This is a genomic window from Paraburkholderia sp. MM5496-R1 (genome assembly GCF_050436205.1).
Classification (GTDB): Bacteria; Pseudomonadota; Gammaproteobacteria; order Burkholderiales; family Burkholderiaceae; genus Paraburkholderia; species Paraburkholderia tuberum.
In genome coordinates, this window is sequence record NZ_JBNDLT010000001.1 from 567503 (window position 1) to 582193 (window position 14691).

Annotated in this window: 11 protein-coding genes and 5 pseudogenes; 12 read left to right on the forward strand and 4 right to left on the reverse strand. The window is 61.4% G+C overall.

Going from position 1 to position 14691, the window contains the following annotated elements; translation table 11 throughout:
* The first annotated feature begins 9 nt into the window (after positions 1-9).
* The 8 genes and pseudogenes from phnL to OKW38_RS02945 form a co-directional block, all read left to right on the forward strand.
* The gene (phnL, locus tag OKW38_RS02910) at positions 10-732 is read left to right on the forward strand and encodes a phosphonate C-P lyase system protein PhnL (RefSeq protein ID WP_429332112.1); all 723 of its coding nucleotides are present in this window, start codon (positions 10-12) and stop codon (positions 730-732) included.
* Positions 729-1883: an alpha-D-ribose 1-methylphosphonate 5-triphosphate diphosphatase gene (locus OKW38_RS02915; protein ID WP_429359904.1), complete on the forward strand. Its 1155-nt coding sequence runs from the start codon at positions 729-731 to the stop codon at positions 1881-1883. The genes phnL and OKW38_RS02915 overlap by 4 nt, the downstream gene beginning before the upstream one ends.
* 10 nt (positions 1884-1893) lie before the next feature.
* Positions 1894-2451: a phosphonate metabolism protein/1,5-bisphosphokinase (PRPP-forming) PhnN gene (phnN, locus tag OKW38_RS02920; RefSeq protein ID WP_429359906.1), complete on the forward strand. Its 558-nt coding sequence runs from the start codon at positions 1894-1896 to the stop codon at positions 2449-2451.
* A complete protein-coding gene (locus OKW38_RS02925) occupies positions 2448-3101 on the forward strand; it encodes an MBL fold metallo-hydrolase (protein WP_429359908.1) in 654 nt (217 codons plus the stop codon). Before phnN ends, OKW38_RS02925 begins: the two co-directional genes overlap by 4 nt.
* A complete protein-coding gene (locus OKW38_RS02930; protein WP_429332108.1) occupies positions 3098-3253 on the forward strand; it encodes a hypothetical protein in 156 nt (51 codons plus the stop codon). The genes OKW38_RS02925 and OKW38_RS02930 overlap by 4 nt, the downstream gene beginning before the upstream one ends.
* A gap of 93 nt (positions 3254-3346) precedes the next feature.
* Positions 3347-4792 carry an MFS transporter gene (locus OKW38_RS02935; RefSeq protein WP_429359910.1) on the forward strand — a complete coding sequence of 482 codons (1446 nt, stop codon included), beginning with the start codon at positions 3347-3349 and terminating at the stop codon, positions 4790-4792.
* 308 nt (positions 4793-5100) lie between these two features.
* Positions 5101-5232, forward strand: coding sequence for a hypothetical protein (locus tag OKW38_RS02940; RefSeq protein ID WP_429332106.1), 132 nt, complete (start codon positions 5101-5103; stop codon positions 5230-5232).
* 187 nt (positions 5233-5419) lie between these two features.
* A pseudogene (locus OKW38_RS02945) lies at positions 5420-6364 on the forward strand (IS110 family transposase); the annotation flags it as partial.
* A gap of 324 nt (positions 6365-6688) precedes the next feature.
* Here OKW38_RS02945 and OKW38_RS02950 read toward each other — a convergent pair.
* A complete protein-coding gene (locus tag OKW38_RS02950; protein ID WP_429359498.1) occupies positions 6689-7714 on the reverse strand; it encodes an IS110 family transposase in 1026 nt (341 codons plus the stop codon).
* Between the two features lie 191 nt (positions 7715-7905).
* Here OKW38_RS02950 and OKW38_RS02955 point away from each other — a divergent pair, with 191 nt between their 5' ends.
* The 4 genes and pseudogenes from OKW38_RS02955 to OKW38_RS02970 all read left to right on the forward strand — a co-directional run.
* Entirely contained in the window at positions 7906-8931 is a 1026-nt protein-coding gene (locus OKW38_RS02955) for an IS630 family transposase (protein WP_429359560.1), read from the forward strand.
* A 95-nt stretch (positions 8932-9026) separates the two neighbouring features.
* A complete protein-coding gene (locus OKW38_RS02960) occupies positions 9027-10004 on the forward strand; it encodes an IS5 family transposase (RefSeq protein ID WP_429359811.1) in 978 nt (325 codons plus the stop codon).
* A gap of 135 nt (positions 10005-10139) precedes the next feature.
* Positions 10140-10331, forward strand: a pseudogene (locus OKW38_RS02965) (IS110 family transposase); the annotation flags it as partial.
* Positions 10332-10628: 297 nt separating this feature from the next.
* A pseudogene (locus OKW38_RS02970) lies at positions 10629-11243 on the forward strand (IS5 family transposase); the annotation flags it as partial.
* A 7-nt stretch (positions 11244-11250) separates the two neighbouring features.
* Here OKW38_RS02970 and OKW38_RS02975 read toward each other — a convergent pair.
* The 3 genes and pseudogenes from OKW38_RS02975 to OKW38_RS02985 all read right to left on the reverse strand — a co-directional run.
* A pseudogene (locus OKW38_RS02975) lies at positions 11251-11898 on the reverse strand (transposase); the annotation flags it as partial.
* A pseudogene (locus OKW38_RS02980) lies at positions 11834-12702 on the reverse strand (tyrosine-type recombinase/integrase). The pseudogenes OKW38_RS02975 and OKW38_RS02980, both read right to left, overlap by 65 nt.
* 202 nt (positions 12703-12904) lie before the next feature.
* Entirely contained in the window at positions 12905-14527 is a 1623-nt protein-coding gene (locus tag OKW38_RS02985) for an adenylate/guanylate cyclase domain-containing protein (RefSeq protein WP_429332814.1), read from the reverse strand.
* Positions 14528-14691: the final 164 nt, after the last annotated feature.

The window sequence follows — 14691 nt, forward strand, 5'->3', positions numbered from 1 at the left end:
GGTAAACCGATGTCCGCGATCCTGACCGTTAAAAACCTGAGCAAGCATTTCACGCTGCACGATCAGCGCAAGACCATCCCGTCCTGTGCGAACGTCTCGTTTGCCGTTGAGCCCGGTGCCCTGTCCGCGCTGATCGGCCCGACCGGTGCGGGCAAATCGTCGGTGCTCAAATGCATCTACCGTAGTTATCTGCCGAGCGCTGGAAGCGTGCTGTTCCGTACTGAAGCGGGTGAGACCGTCGATCTCGCGCAGGCGTCGGAGCACGACGTGCTCGCGCTGCGCAAGCACCAGATCGGCTTCGTCACGCAGTTCCTGCACTGCCTGCCGCGCAAGGCCGCTGTCGATGTCGTGGCCGAGCCTCTGCTCGTGCGCGGCGCGACGCGTGCCGAAGCGCGCGACAACGCGCGTGGACTGCTCGATGCGCTGAACGTGCCCGAGCGTCTTTGGGAAGTGCCGCCTGCGACCTTCTCGGGTGGTGAAAAGCAGCGCGTCAACCTCGCGCGTGGCCTGGTCGCTCGCCCGCGCCTGCTACTGCTCGACGAGCCGACCGCAAGCCTCGATCCTCGCACCACCGGCAAGATCGTGGAAATCCTGCAGGCGATCAAGGCGGAAGGTGTGGCGATGCTCGCCATCTTCCACCACCCGGACCTGGTAGCACGCCTTGCCGACCATGTAATCGAACTGGCGCCGCCGGTTGTCCCGCCCTCTCTTTCGGAAGCAATAACGCAATGAGCCGCCAACTTCTGACGAACGCAACCGTCGTTCTCGCCGACGAAGTGCGCGAGCGACTTGCCGTGCTCATCGAGGACGGCAAAATCGCGGCACTCGACCCCGAGCATACGGCCGGAGCGACCGTGATCGATCTGGAAGACCATATGCTGATTCCGGGAATGATCGACCTGCACTGCGACTCGCTGGAAAAAGAGGCCGAACCCCGTCCGGGCGTGTATTTTCCGTTCGACTTCGCCTGCGCGCAGGCGGACAAACGCAACGCGTCTGCCGGCATCACCACGGTATTTCATGCGCTGTCTTTTGCGAATCGCGAGTTCGGCGTGCGCAACAACGAAACGGCAGCCGGACTTGGCCGCTCGATTCTCGCGTGGCAAGCGCATGCGCTGATCGATAACAGATTCCATGCACGCTTCGAGGTGACTGATGTCACCGCGCCACCAGTTCTGACGTCCCTGATGGACGAAGGCGTGATCGACCTGATCTCGTTCATGGATCACAGCCCGGGCCAGGGCCAGTTTCGCGACGTGGAGTCGTTCCGCAACTATCTTGCGAACGCCTACAAGGCTGACGATGCCACGCTCGACGAAATCATGAAACAGAAGCGAGAAGCTGCCAAAGGCGCGCTCGAGCGCATGCAGCAACTCGCTGCGCTGGCACGCGCGAGGGGTGTCGCGATTGCAAGCCACGACGACGATTCGGCCGCCAAGGTCGATGTGGTGCGCGAACTCGGTGCGACGATCTCCGAGTTCCCGATCAACCTCGAAACGGCCCAGGCCGCGAGGGGCCACGGCATTGCCACGCTGTTCGGCGCGCCGAACATCCTGGGCGGCAAGTCGCAGTCGGGCAACATGCGCGCGCTCGATGCCGTGCTAGCAGGCGTCGCGGACTGCCTGTGCGGCGACTACTCGCCAGCCTCGTTGCTGCCGGCCACGTTCAGGCTGCCGGAGGTCGCAGACGTTTCGCTCGCGCACGCGATAACTCTCGTGACGCGCAATCCTGCGCGCGCAGCCGGGCTAAGCGACCGCGGTGAGATCGCGGTGGGACAGCGTGCCGATCTGGTTGCAGTCCAGCGCATAGGCGGCCTGCCGCATGCCGACCAGGTGTGGTCTCGCGGCAAGCTCGTACTCGGCGCGAGCCGCGTGCATCACTGAGGCCGCTTCGATGTCAGGCAAGCTAATCCACGTGAGCGGCCCATCCGGCAGCGGCAAGGACAGCCTGTTGCGCTATGCGCGCGAACAGCTGTCCGGCCACGCCGCGATCTGCTTTGCTCATCGCTACATCACGCGCGCAGCAGACGCCGGTGGCGAAAACCACGTCGCCCTGAGCCCGGAAGAGTTCGCGGCACGTAGCGGTTCGGACCTGTTCGCGCTGAACTGGGCGAGCAACGGGCTGCAATACGGCATCGGGGCCGAGATCGACCACTGGCTGGACAAGGGTCTCACCGTCGTGATGAACGGGTCGCGCGAATATCTGCCGCAGGCGCGCGCACGCTACCCGTACCTCGTGCCGGTGGAAATCGCAGTACCGCAGGCGGTACTGCGTGAACGCCTTCTGGCGCGTGGCCGCGAAACGGTCGAGCAGGTCGAGCAGCGCCTGCAGCGCAACGACCTGCTCGCGCAGTTGTCCGGCAAAGCGGAAATCATCCGTCATGACGGCGATCTCGAACAGGCGGGGGAGGCACTGGTTTCGCTGATTCTCCGTTGCGCGGAGCAAACATGATGCGCGTTACCTTCCTCGGCACCGGAGCGGCAGGCGGCGTACCGCTTTACGGCTGCAACTGCCCGGCGTGTACACAAGCGCGACATGTGCCCGCTTGCGTCCGTCGTCCCTGCAGCGCTCTGCTCGAAACGGACACCACCCGCGTTTTGCTCGATGCCGGGCTGATGGACCTGTCCGAACGCTTTCCGCCCAGCAGTCTCGACGCGATCGTACTCACGCATTTCCGCCCCGATCACGTGCAGGGATTGTTCCATCTGCGCTGGGGCTTCGGGAAACCCATGCCGACCTGGGCTCCGCCAGACAGCAACGGTTGCGCCGATCTGTATCGCAACCCGGGCCTGCTCGCATTCAATCAGGCGGAAAAATTCGGATCTTTCGAGATTGGTGGCCTGAAATTCACGGCGTTGCCGCCGATCCATTCCAAACCAACGTTCGGCTATGCGATCGAAGGGCTGAATGGCGAACGCTTTGCCTATCTGACCGACACGATCGGGTTGCCATCTTCGACGCTGGACTGGCTGCGAACATGGGGACGGTTCTCGCTCGCACTCGACTGCTCGTTCCCCCGAGGGCTCAGCCGGCCAATCACAACGACTGGGATACCGCCTGTGCGCTGGTCGAGCAACTGCGGCCAGTGCGTACCTGGATGACTCATGCATCCCATACGCTCGATGCGTGGCTACTGGAGCAATCGGAAAACATCATGCCGGAAGGCGTTCTGATCGCTTATGACGGCATGGTCCACGTGCTACGCGCTGATTCGGGCAATGTACCGCCGTCCGAGGGGGCGCGCCATGGCTAATTAACCGCGCGGTATGACTCGAATGTGTCTGAAATATTTCATTTTAGTTAGTATGACGAATAGAGAATCGAATCAGGAAAGGAGCATATCGACATGACTTCCCGAACCACCATCAAGACCGACGTCTTAACCCGGCTCGATCACATGCCGTGGACCCGCTTTCACAGTCTGCTGACGGTCGCGCTGGGAATGGGCTGGACGCTTGACTCGTTTGAAACCAATATCATCGGTAGCGTGTTCGGCACGATCAAGGCGCTTTGGCACCTTGATGCGGCCCAAAGCTCGCTGGCCGTGAGCGTATGGGTGCTCGGCATTCTGGTCGGCGCGGTCGCATTCGGCTACCTCGCGGATCGCTTCGGCCGCAAACGCCTGTTCCTGGCTACGCTCCTCTGGTATGCCGCGTTCAGCGTGGCAACCATCTTCGCGTGGAACTACGACTCCTTCCTTTTGTTCCGCGCACTGACCGCGCTTGCCGTGGGCGGCGAATACTCTGCCGTGACGGCCACCATGGGCGAATTCATTCCGCGCCGCAATCGCGGACGTACCGACGCGCTGATCCTGTCTGGTTTTCCGCTCGGTGCCGTGTTGTCGGCCATTGTTTCGTACTACGCGCTCAATCTGCTGCCACCCGACATCGCGTGGCGCGTTGGTTTTGGCCTGGGTACCACGATGGCGCTGATTTTCTTCTGGATTCGCCGCGTGATCCCCGAATCGCCGCGCTGGCTTCTGCAGCAAGGGCGCGTGACCGAAGCCGAAGCGATCGTCGACGAGATTGCCGCGTATGCAAAGGGCGCCGGAATCGCAGCGGCAACCGAAGCGCAGAAACGCTATGAACCCACCGCGATCGTGCCTGCACACCCGACGTTCTGGCGTAACGTGAGTGAACTGGTTGGCCGCTATCGCGGTCCGTGCAGCCTTGCCAGTGCGCTGAACTTCTCGCAGGCCGTCGTTGTATATGGCGTACTGTCGTTGATGGCGCTCGTGATTCTGCCGTACATGAAAGTGCCGGCCGCCGCGATGCCGATCTACTACGTTTACGGCAACGTAGCAGCTTTGCTCGGTGGCCTGCTTGCATCTCGTGTGCTCGAGTCGTGGGGGCGCCGCTCATCTCTCTTCACGAGCTACACGTTCACCGTGCTTGCGATTCTGGTGGTCTACTTTGCGCAAACGCTGCCTTCCATGGTGTTCGGTTACTGCCTGATCCAGTTTGGCGTGACGTGGGGCTATATCTCGGCTTACGTGGTTTCGGCTGAAATCCTGCCGACACGGCTACGCGCTTCGGGTTTGGGCGTATCCGTTGCTTTCGGTCGAGTGGGCGCAATGATTACGCCGCTGCTACTGACGAGTGCTTTTAGCACGACGGGCACACCTTCCGCACCGTTGCTCGTGCTGCTCGCACTTGCTCTGCCCGGTCCGGTGGCCGCCGCGATCTGGTGGGTCAAAGGACGCGAAACCCGGAATATTTCGCTGGAGGAAGGTAGCGATGATGCGTTGACGGAAGCCACAGTGCAGCAAAAATTCCGAACGCGCGAAGCATAGACAGACGCTTGGAGAGTCAAGGGGCTGCAGAGTAATCTCTGCTGCCCTTTTTTATTTTGGCTTCGGAATGGCTGTCGAGTTGCAGATTCCACCGGTCGAATGCTCCGCTCGCCCGCGCAAATGACTCCCGGCGCGCGCCCGATCGAGATTGCTTAACCGTAAGCGCTCTATTGAGCACACGAATGTGCAGTGGGCTATTGTGGGGAAGCGTCAACGGTTCTGATCTGATGGACGACTCCCGCTAAGCGGCGAAAGGATTTATGCCAAAGTGCAGAAGTCGTGACGTCCACGGCAAAGGAGCGTTCATCATGAACATAGCGACTATTGAACTGGATCTGGCCAAGAATGTTTTGCAGCTTCACGCCGTGGATCCGCAAGGCCACATGGTTGTGCAAGCAGTTGAGACGCACGGATGTACTCCGGTATTTCGCAACGCTTGACCCGAACATTCGATCCCGCGAGCCTGCAAGGTAGAAGGAACTTCCGATCAAAACCTGGTAGGCAGTATGACTTCCTGCGGGACAGAGGCTGGCCTGCCACAACGGAATCAAACGCGGGTTAGGATTGCTGTCAGAGCCGCACGGTGCGGACGTGCCGCACCCGGCGATTTCCGACGCGGAGGCCAGCATGGAGCACGATAGCACTCTTTACGTGGGTCTTGATGTTCATAAGGATTCGATCACGGTCGCCTATGCCATTGGTTCGGGCGAGGTTGAACTGCTCGGCAAGATCGGTACTACACAGGCCGACGTGGAACGGTTGTGCAAGAGACTGCAATCTAAAGCGCGATGCGTCAGCATCGTCTACGAAGCCGGTCCGTGCGGATATGGGCTTTACCGGCAGCTTGTCCAGAAAGAATTCCAGTGCATGGTCTGCGCGCCCTCGCTGATTCCCCGCAAGCCAGGTGAGCACATCAAGACTGACAGACGTGATGCCGTCAAGCTCGTCCGATCGCTGCGTGCCGGCGACCTGTCGGCCGTATACGTCCCCAGCATCGACGATGAAGCATTCCGGGATCTGGCCCGCGCATGGGTGATTGCCAAGGACGACCTCAAGCGTGCACGGCAACGGGTAAAAGCCTTTCTGCTGTCGCACGGCGTGCGCTACACCGGCTCTGCCGACTGGGGGCCGGCGCACCGACGCTGGCTGAGCGCATACAGCTTCGACAGTGCGTGGCAGCAGTTTGCGTTTGAAGAGCTACGTCGCGCGATCGAAGACCGGCTCGCCCAATGTGACCGGCTGGAGTCCGCGCTGCGTGAGGCAGTCGTCAACTGGCGCTTCTATCCCGCCGTCCTGGGCCTGCAGGCAATGCGCGGTGTCCAGTTCACCACGGCAGTGGGCATGCTCGCCGAGCTGGGCGATCTCTCACGCTTCGTGCACCCACGCCAGTTGATGGCGTGGCTCGGGGTGACGCCGTCCGAGCACTCATCGGGCGGCAAGCGTCGTCAGGGCAGCATCACTAAAAGCGGCAACAGTTATGCAAGAAAGCTGCTAGTTGAAGCTGCATGGAGCTATCGCCACCCTGCGCGTGTGAGCCCCGATATTCAGCGTCGTCACGAAGGTCTGCCTAAGGCAACTACAAGGGCTTCCCCATTGAGCGCAAGCACAAATGTGGTTTTCTGTTGTCGCAATGTTGCCTTGCCGACGTCGTGTGAGAAGGTGAAGGACTGCGGTACTACAACCGGTCATGTTGGGCTGACGGCCCGGACCCTGATGAAAGACGCGCGCAAGGGCCTCGTTCGCTGACCGGGAATGAATCCCTGTAGCCTTATCAGGTATACCTCGCGCGGGTCCAACCGCTTCACATCACCGCTGGCAGTGCAAAGTGATCATTTAATCGCTCATGGGTACCGTTGCTTCTCGTTGGTGAACGGTTGACGAATACATCGGTGGAACTCACCCGGCGGCTGGCTCGTGCTTGAAGTCCTCGCCGTACTTGAGGACCGCCCACGCCATTCGCGCATTCTTGGCTGCGATCGCTACGGCCGCGCGCCAATATCCGCGCCGCTCAACGAGGCTTCTCGCCCAACGGCTGAAGCGATCCTGCTTCTCGCCGAGATTCGCGATGACGGCGCGCGCACCATTCACCAGCAGACAGCGCAGATAGGCGTCGCCTGCCTTCGTGATGCTGCCAAGCCGCTGCTTGCCGCCGCTGCTATGCTGCCCTGGCGTCAATCCGAGCCACGCGCCCACCTGGCGACCATTTTGGAAGTCATGTCCGGCACCCAGGCTCGCAAGCAGTGCGCTCGCCGTGGTCGGGCCGATACCGCGCAACTGCATGAGCCGCCGGCTGCGCTCGTCATCGCGCGCAATTTGGCTAATCGCGCGGTCGTATTCGGCGAGCCGGGCCTCGATGTTGCCTGCGTGCTCAAGGAGATCGCTGATGCAGCGATTGGCCCAGCTGGGCAAAGAATCGAGATGGACTGTGATCTCTCTTCGCAGACGCTCCGGGCTTTGCGGCAGCACCACGCCAAATTCCGAAAGCAGGCCACGTATCCGGTTGTAGATTGCGGTCCGTTCCTCGACAAAGCCCTGCCGCGTTCGATGCAGGCAGAGTGTCGCCTGCTGGTGTTCGTCCTTCAGCGGCACGAAGCGCATGCTCGGACGTGTCACCGCCTCACAGATCGCCGCTGCGTCCGCCGCGTCGTTCTTGCCGCGCTTGCCCGACATACGGTACGGTGCCACGAGTTTCGGCGCCATCAGCTTCACGGTGTGACCGTACTGCTGGAACATACGTGCCCATTGATGCGCACCCGAGCACGCTTCCATGCCGATGAGACAGGGCGGCAACTGGGCGATCAGCGCGAGCAGTTGATCCCGTGAGACACGCGGTTTGACCAATACTGCCTTGCCGGCTTCATCCACTCCGTGAACCGCAAAGACGTTCTTGGCAAGATCGATTCCGACAGTGACAACAGGCATGGACTTCTCCTCTTGTTGGTGTGGTGAACGTTCGAAACTTCATGATGACACGTCGATGCCCATTTACGGCTTCCACCGCAGCCGCGGGACGGGGAAGTCCCTTTCATTCGCTGATTACTAACCAGTGCGTAAGTAAGCGAACATAAATCGACGCCATGGTCTAAGCTTTAAGGGGTTTAGGGAGAGGCGAGATGCGAGAGGACGACGGCCGGCAGCTTTCACATGCAACGCTTGAAGAGATCCGTATTCGTGCGGTCAAGCGCGTCGAAGCTGGCGAGTCGCCGGAGGACGTGATCCGCACGCTCGGATTCTCGAGGGCGCGTATTTACGAGTGGTTGGCGGCCTGGCGCGAAGGGGGCATCGAGGCGTTACGAGCCAAGGCAATCCCTGGTCGACCGATGAAGCTGTCGTCCGAGGCTATCCGCTTCGTCTATCAGACGGTCACAACGAAGAACCCCATGCAGATGAAGTTCGAGTTTGCATTGTGGACGCGAGACATGGTGCGGGAGTTGATTCGCGAACATTTCAACGTCAGGCTCTCCGAGGTGTCGGTCGGTCGACTGCTGCGCAAGCTCGGGCTTTCGCCCCAGCGACCGCTTGCGCGTGCGTACCAACGCGACCCTGAACTGGTCGAGTCGTGGATGCGGGACGAATACCCGGCCATTGTCGGGCAGGCCAAACACGTCGGGGCACAGATCTTCTTCGTCGACGAATCGACGGTACGATCGGACTATCACAGCGGCACGACCTGGGCGCCGGTCGGTCAAACTCCGGTAGTCGAAGTCACTGGCGCGCGCTTCAAGGTGAACCTGATCTCAGCGATCAGCCCGCGTGGCCAACTTCGCTTCATGTGTTTCGAAGGCAGCTTCAAGATCTCCGTATACGTCGACTTCGTCAAACGGCTGATGCTCACCGCCGATGCGCCTGTCTTCCTGATTGCCGATGGTCATCCGGTACATCGTTGCAAAGCGATCCGGCAGCTTGCCGCGGAATCAGATGGGCGCCTTTGTCTGTTCTTCCTTCCTGCTTACTCGCCAGACCTGAACCCGGACGAGTTGGTATGGGGTTATCTCAAACATCACAAGATCGGCAAGCTTGCCATCAAAGGTCCCGGGCATCTCAAGCAGCGTGTTCGAGCGGTTCTGCGCTCGTTGCAAAAGATTCCGGCTTTGGTCCGATCCATGTTTCAACATCCGTCAGTCCGCTACGCGGCTTGACCCATGTCCGGTTACTTTGTTTCGGCTTAGTAAGTCCACCGATCCGGTACCTCAAGCGTTATAGAAATCGGATTGAACGAAGAAGGCGAAACAGGATGAAGCAGCAGACGTTGGCGATGGCAGCCGATCAGGGGGCGGGTTTCGAGACCCACCGCAAACGCACGCGGCGCGACGAGTTTCTCGACACGATGAACGCAATCGTGCCATGGGCGCAACTGTGCGCGGTGATCGAGCCGCATTATCCGAAGCGTGGCAATGGCCGCCCGCCAATTGGTCTGGAGCGCATGCTGCGGATCCACTTCGTGCAACACTGGTTCAATCTGGCCGACTTCGCTTGCGAAGAGGCACTTTACGACAGCGCCAGCCTGCGTCGCTTTGCCGGAATTGACCTGGGTTGTGAAGCCGTACCGGACGCGACGACGCTGCTCAAATTCCGGCGCCTGCTGGAGACGCACAAACTGGGCGAGCAATTGTTTGCCGAAGTCGGCCGGGTGCTGCAGGCCAGCGGCATGAAGCTCAAAAGCGGCACCATCGTGGACGCGACGATCATCGGCGCGCCGAGCTCGACGAAGAATGAGCAGAAGGCGCGCGACCCCGAGATGCATCAGACCCGCAAGGGCAAGCAATGGTATTTCGGCGCCAAGCTGCACATCGGTGTGGACAGCCAGAGCGGCCTGGCGCACAGCGCGGTGCTCACGCCGGCCAACGTGCATGACAAGCATCCACTGCCGCAATTGCTGCACGGGCAGGAGCGGCGCGTCTACGGCGACAGCGCCTATGCGAGCCAGAAGGAGCTGATCCACAGCAAGGCGCCCAGGGCGCGCGACTTTACCAATCAGCGCACGCGCCGTGCGGGCGGCGAAGTCGACGAAGTGCAACGGGGCAAGAACCGCAACAAGTCGAAGATTCGCGCCCGGGTGGAACATGTCTTCGCCGTCGTGAAGCGACTGTGGGGATTTACGAAGGTGCGCTATCGCGGGCTGGCAAAGAACGCCAACCGGGCGTTCGTCGCGCTCGCACTGGCGAACGTCTACCTGTCGCGCAAGAAACTGATGGCACCGGTACGCCCATAGTGGGCGAAAGGCGGGCAACGCGCCCGCCCAACAGGCCTGCGAGGGCCGAAAAGCAATGACCTAAGCTCGGCCTCATGACTTGGCGACGTTCAAATTGCTGACACGCTGCCGAATTCGCGGCTTGTTCAGCGTAGCCCTAAACCGATTGTAGATCGAGCCTGGGACGCACAGGTGCGCTTGTGCCGACGCTATCGCAAACTCGTCGCGCGCGGCAAGCAGAAGAATATCGCCGTAGTCGCAGTTGCCCGTGAACTCAGCGGATTCATCTGGGACATCTGCCGGCTCTCCTTGTCGCTGGCCATACCGCGCGAGACACAGATGCCATGATGTACAGCAATGCCCTGCGTCTGCATCCACCGTAACGACACGTGCAGGAGTTTCCTGAAGGCGGCGTAGCCCGGCACACGAGTAACCCGCGACCAGGGTAGGCAACGGATCTCATCCGAATTGCGGTGGTAGGTAGCGGAAGGCTCATTGGGCGGACATCTGTAATGCGGTAGCCAATCCGCGGATATCAGCTTGATCCACCGTCGAGATTTACTGCTACGTCGCCCTCAGGAAATTCAAACATCGAAAACACAGAACCGATCATATTGACACGAGAAGTCATATCACCCTGGAGGGATGACAAGAGAGAAACGTAAAGCCTATCCGACAGACGTGTCAGACGAAGAATGGAGATTCGTAGCAGCGTATCTGACGTTGATGGATGAGAGTGCACCACAGCGCAAATACGAGTTGCGCGAGATGTTCAATGCGTTGCGCTGGATGGCTCGCGCTGGGGCTGCGTGGCGAATGCTGCCGACCAACTTTCCGCCGCGGGAACTGGTGTACCAGCAGACGCAGCGATGGCTGGCGGCCGGCTGTTTCGAGTGCATGGTGAGTGGTCTTCGTTCGATCATCCGTGTCGCGCAGGGGCGGCAGGGGCAGCCCAGCGCGGTGATCCTTGATGGCCGTACGATGCAATCGACATGTGAGAGCGGTCCACGCGCAGGATATGACGGCTACAAGCGCAAGGGTGGCAGCAAGGTGCATATGGCGGTCGACACGCTGGGTCAGTTGCTCGCCGTACACGTGACACCGGCCAACGAGCAGGAGCGCGCACAGGCGGCAGAACTGGCACGCCAGGTGCAGCAGGCAACGGGAGAAACCGTGAAAGTGGCCTTCGCCGATCAGGGTTACACGGGCGAAGCCCCTGCGCAGGCCGCGCGCGGTGCGGCGCGCATCAAGCAGGTTGTCGCCTCACTCATGCAGCCAGAGGCTGTTTATTTGCGCCGATCGACGCCATCTCAACGACTGAGTCACGTTCGGGGTTAAGCTTCACGGCACCAACCGGTGTCCGTTTGCGCGTGTGACGCGACCAGCGGGCCGGATTGCACGCGCGCGCCTTCGCGTACAGTGCGTGACGTGCCACGAGAAGCGCACGATCGTCACCGGCATGACGCTGCGCAGGTGTCACGTAGCGGATGCCGCTATGACGATGCTCGAAGTTGTACCACTGCACGAAGCCGGCAGCCCAGGTGCGAGCAGCGTTCAGGTCCTCGAAGCCTGTGACCGGAAACTCCGGCCGGTACTTCGCGGTTCGGAACAGCGCCTCGGCGTAGGCGTTGTCGTCGCTGACACGGGGGCGCGAGTACGACGGCTTGACACCCAGCCAGTGGAGCATCGCCAGCACGGTCGTGGCCTTGAGCGTCGCACCGTTATCGCCGTGCAGCACCGGCCGGGTCTCAAGGACGGCAATGCCTTCGGAGAGCGCCGTACGACGCACGAGATGAGCAGCGTGTTCGGCCGCGTCGCTGTCGTGCACCTCCCAGCCGACAATCTTGCGGCTATACAGGTCCAGGATCATGTACAGGTGGAACCATCGACCTGTTACCGTTGCCGGCAGAAACGAGTGCGGTGGTCTCGAGCTGGCGGTGCCCGAGCAGGACCTGGATCAGGCGGATATCGACCTTCTGTTCGAGCAGGTGAGTCGCAAAGCTGTGACGCAGCGTGTGCATGGACACGCGCTTGTCGATGTTCGCGGCCTCGGCGGCGGCATGGATGGCGCGGTTCAGTCCCTCGGGGTCAGCGGGTCGACGGGATCCATCCCCGGGAACAGCCATCCGCCCTTGAGCATGCGACCCTGCGCGTGGGCCACGCGCCACCAGACACGCAGGCGTTCGAGCAGGACCGGCGAGAGCATCGCGTAGCGGTCCCGGCGGCCCTTGCCCTGCTCGATACGCAGCGTCATGCGCTGGCTGTCAACGTCGCCGACCTTCAGCGCCACCACTTCACTGGCGCGCAGGCCGGTGCCGTAGGCGACCGACAGCGCGGTCTGGTGCTTCAGGTTGCCGGCGGCGGCGATCAGGCGGCCCACTTCGTCGGGGCTGAGCACGACCGGTAGCGTGCGGGGCACGCGCACCGGCTGCATCTTCGCCATCAGCTCGGGCTGGTGGAGCGTGATCTCGAAGAAGAACTTCAGTCCGGTGATGGCGGCATTCAGCGACACGGGCGAGATGCCGTGGTCGACCAGATGCAGCTGGTAGCGCCGCAGGTCCTCGACCGTGGCGGTGTCGGGCCGGCGCCCGAGAAAAGCGGCGAACTGACGGACCACGCGGACATAACCGGCTTGCGTCTTCGGTGCGAGCTTGCGCATGCGCATGTCGTCGATCAGGCGCTGGCGCAGCGGACTGATATCCTGGCTGGTGTGAGTCATGGCTCTGCTCCCGTTGAACGACGAGGCGGATTGCCTCGCCCTTCAACATGAAAACAGAGTCGGTTTCCTCTCCGGGACCACTAACGTTGGCCGGAGCCCCTTACCGCGCGAGCGGTTTCGTCCTTCGCGGTAATACGGGACCTTCGGTTCGGATGTGTCAAGCGACACTACGCGGTCTGTGAGCGTGGCGCCGCGGGCGTGGTCAGGCCCGAGGCATCTGCGCCGCCTTGGACAGCACACGGACGGGCACCAGATCATCGCGGCCTCTCAGGCGTGCGGCAAGCTGCGGCAGGCCTGCGGCCGGAACGCCGGCATGCTGGAAGACCTGTTCTGAGACGATCGCCTCGCAAGCGATCTCCTTTGTCAACTGCTCAAGTCTCGAGGCCACATTCAACGGGTCACCAATTGCAGTGAATGTGACGTGCTCGCGAAAACCAATCTCACCCATTACCGCCGCGCCGCAATGCAATCCGATCCCAAAGCGAATTTTCGTTTGCAGCTGCTGCTCGAGCATAGCGCTGAGCTCGTCAATATTGGCCGCCACCAGCGGCACTGCGCTGAGAGCCTGACGACAGGCGGTCGACGGCTCGCTGCTTAAGCCAAATATCGCGAGCACTGCGTCCCCCAGGAACTGATTTGGCAGGCCGCCCGCCTGGACTACGGCAGAGCTGACCGCACTCAGGAAGCGGCTGGCCAAGAATATGGTGTCGAACGGTAACTGTGCCGCCGCAAGCCTCGTGGAATCCCGCATATCCACGAACATGAACGCCGCGAATCGCTCTTGCGGCATAACGTCCCGCTGGCGCCGCTGCAAGAAGGCCGTCGATGCTGCGGGAGGCACCATTGGCCACACGGAGAGGTCATGGGCCGGTCGCAATTGGCAGGCGAGGCGCACTGTCTGCGGATCAGCCCCCAGTCGCTCCAGAACGCGACGCTCCGCTTCGGCAGGCGCGGGCAGCGGAACATCGCTGAGCACGCGTACCCGGCACAACGTGCATCGGGCGCGCCCACCACACATGCTGGCATGCGGAACACCGGCCATGCGGCTAGTCTCAAGTACCGAAAATCCGCGCGGCGCAAATATTTTTCGCCCGTCCGGATACAGAACGCCGAGCCGCCCGACCTGGCGTTCCCGCACCGTGCGCACCAGCCGCGCGGCAAGCACCAGCAGCAGCGCACCGCCATCGAAGAGCAAAAAGTCATTGCGCAGTTCGGCGAGCCAAAGTTTTTGCGGTCCGGTTCCAACGATCGTCGGTCGTGTCGCCGCGGCGCGCCAGACAGGATCTCGCGCGAGCGCGATCACTTCCCGTCCGCCCTGTAAGAAGCCTAGAAGCGCGAGCACCGGGAGCAGGACGGCAGCGCTCAGCAGCAAGCTCCGCCACGCTCCGAACCATGGTTTCAATCGCAACCAAAACCAGATGCCGTAACACCCATGCAGCCAGGCGACCACCAACAGCATCAACTGCACACCGCCAAAGAACGGTGAATCGATCCAGAACGAGTACAGTTCCTGCGCGTAGCCCTTGTTCAGGCCGAACTCGGCAAAGGCGACCCGCGTATTCGCAAGATGGTTGGCTAGCAGCGGCGGTATGCACAAGCCGAGAACGAGTTGCGCAACCTCGCCCGGAGTCCAGTGCAGCGAGCGCCGTTCGTACAAAGCCCACAGACCCAGGAAGAAATGCGTCACGAGCGCGCTGTACAGCACGACCGTTCCAAGCCATCCCTGCCAGACGTACTTCTGCACAAGCAGATCACGCTCCAGCCATGCGAGCGAGATATTCCCCAGCGCGTGATTCAGGAGATGCGTGCCTACGTAGGTGAACATCACCAGTCCGGTAGTCAGCCGGACCGATCGCACACCCGCCGGCCGCAACCATCGTAGGTAGGGAACGTGTGACATGCTCTAGCTCCTCGCGTCACGATGCGCGCCAGTTCTTGCCCGCCGAGCGATTACACTCGCGAATCGCTTTCCTCTGCAGTGCAGGCAGC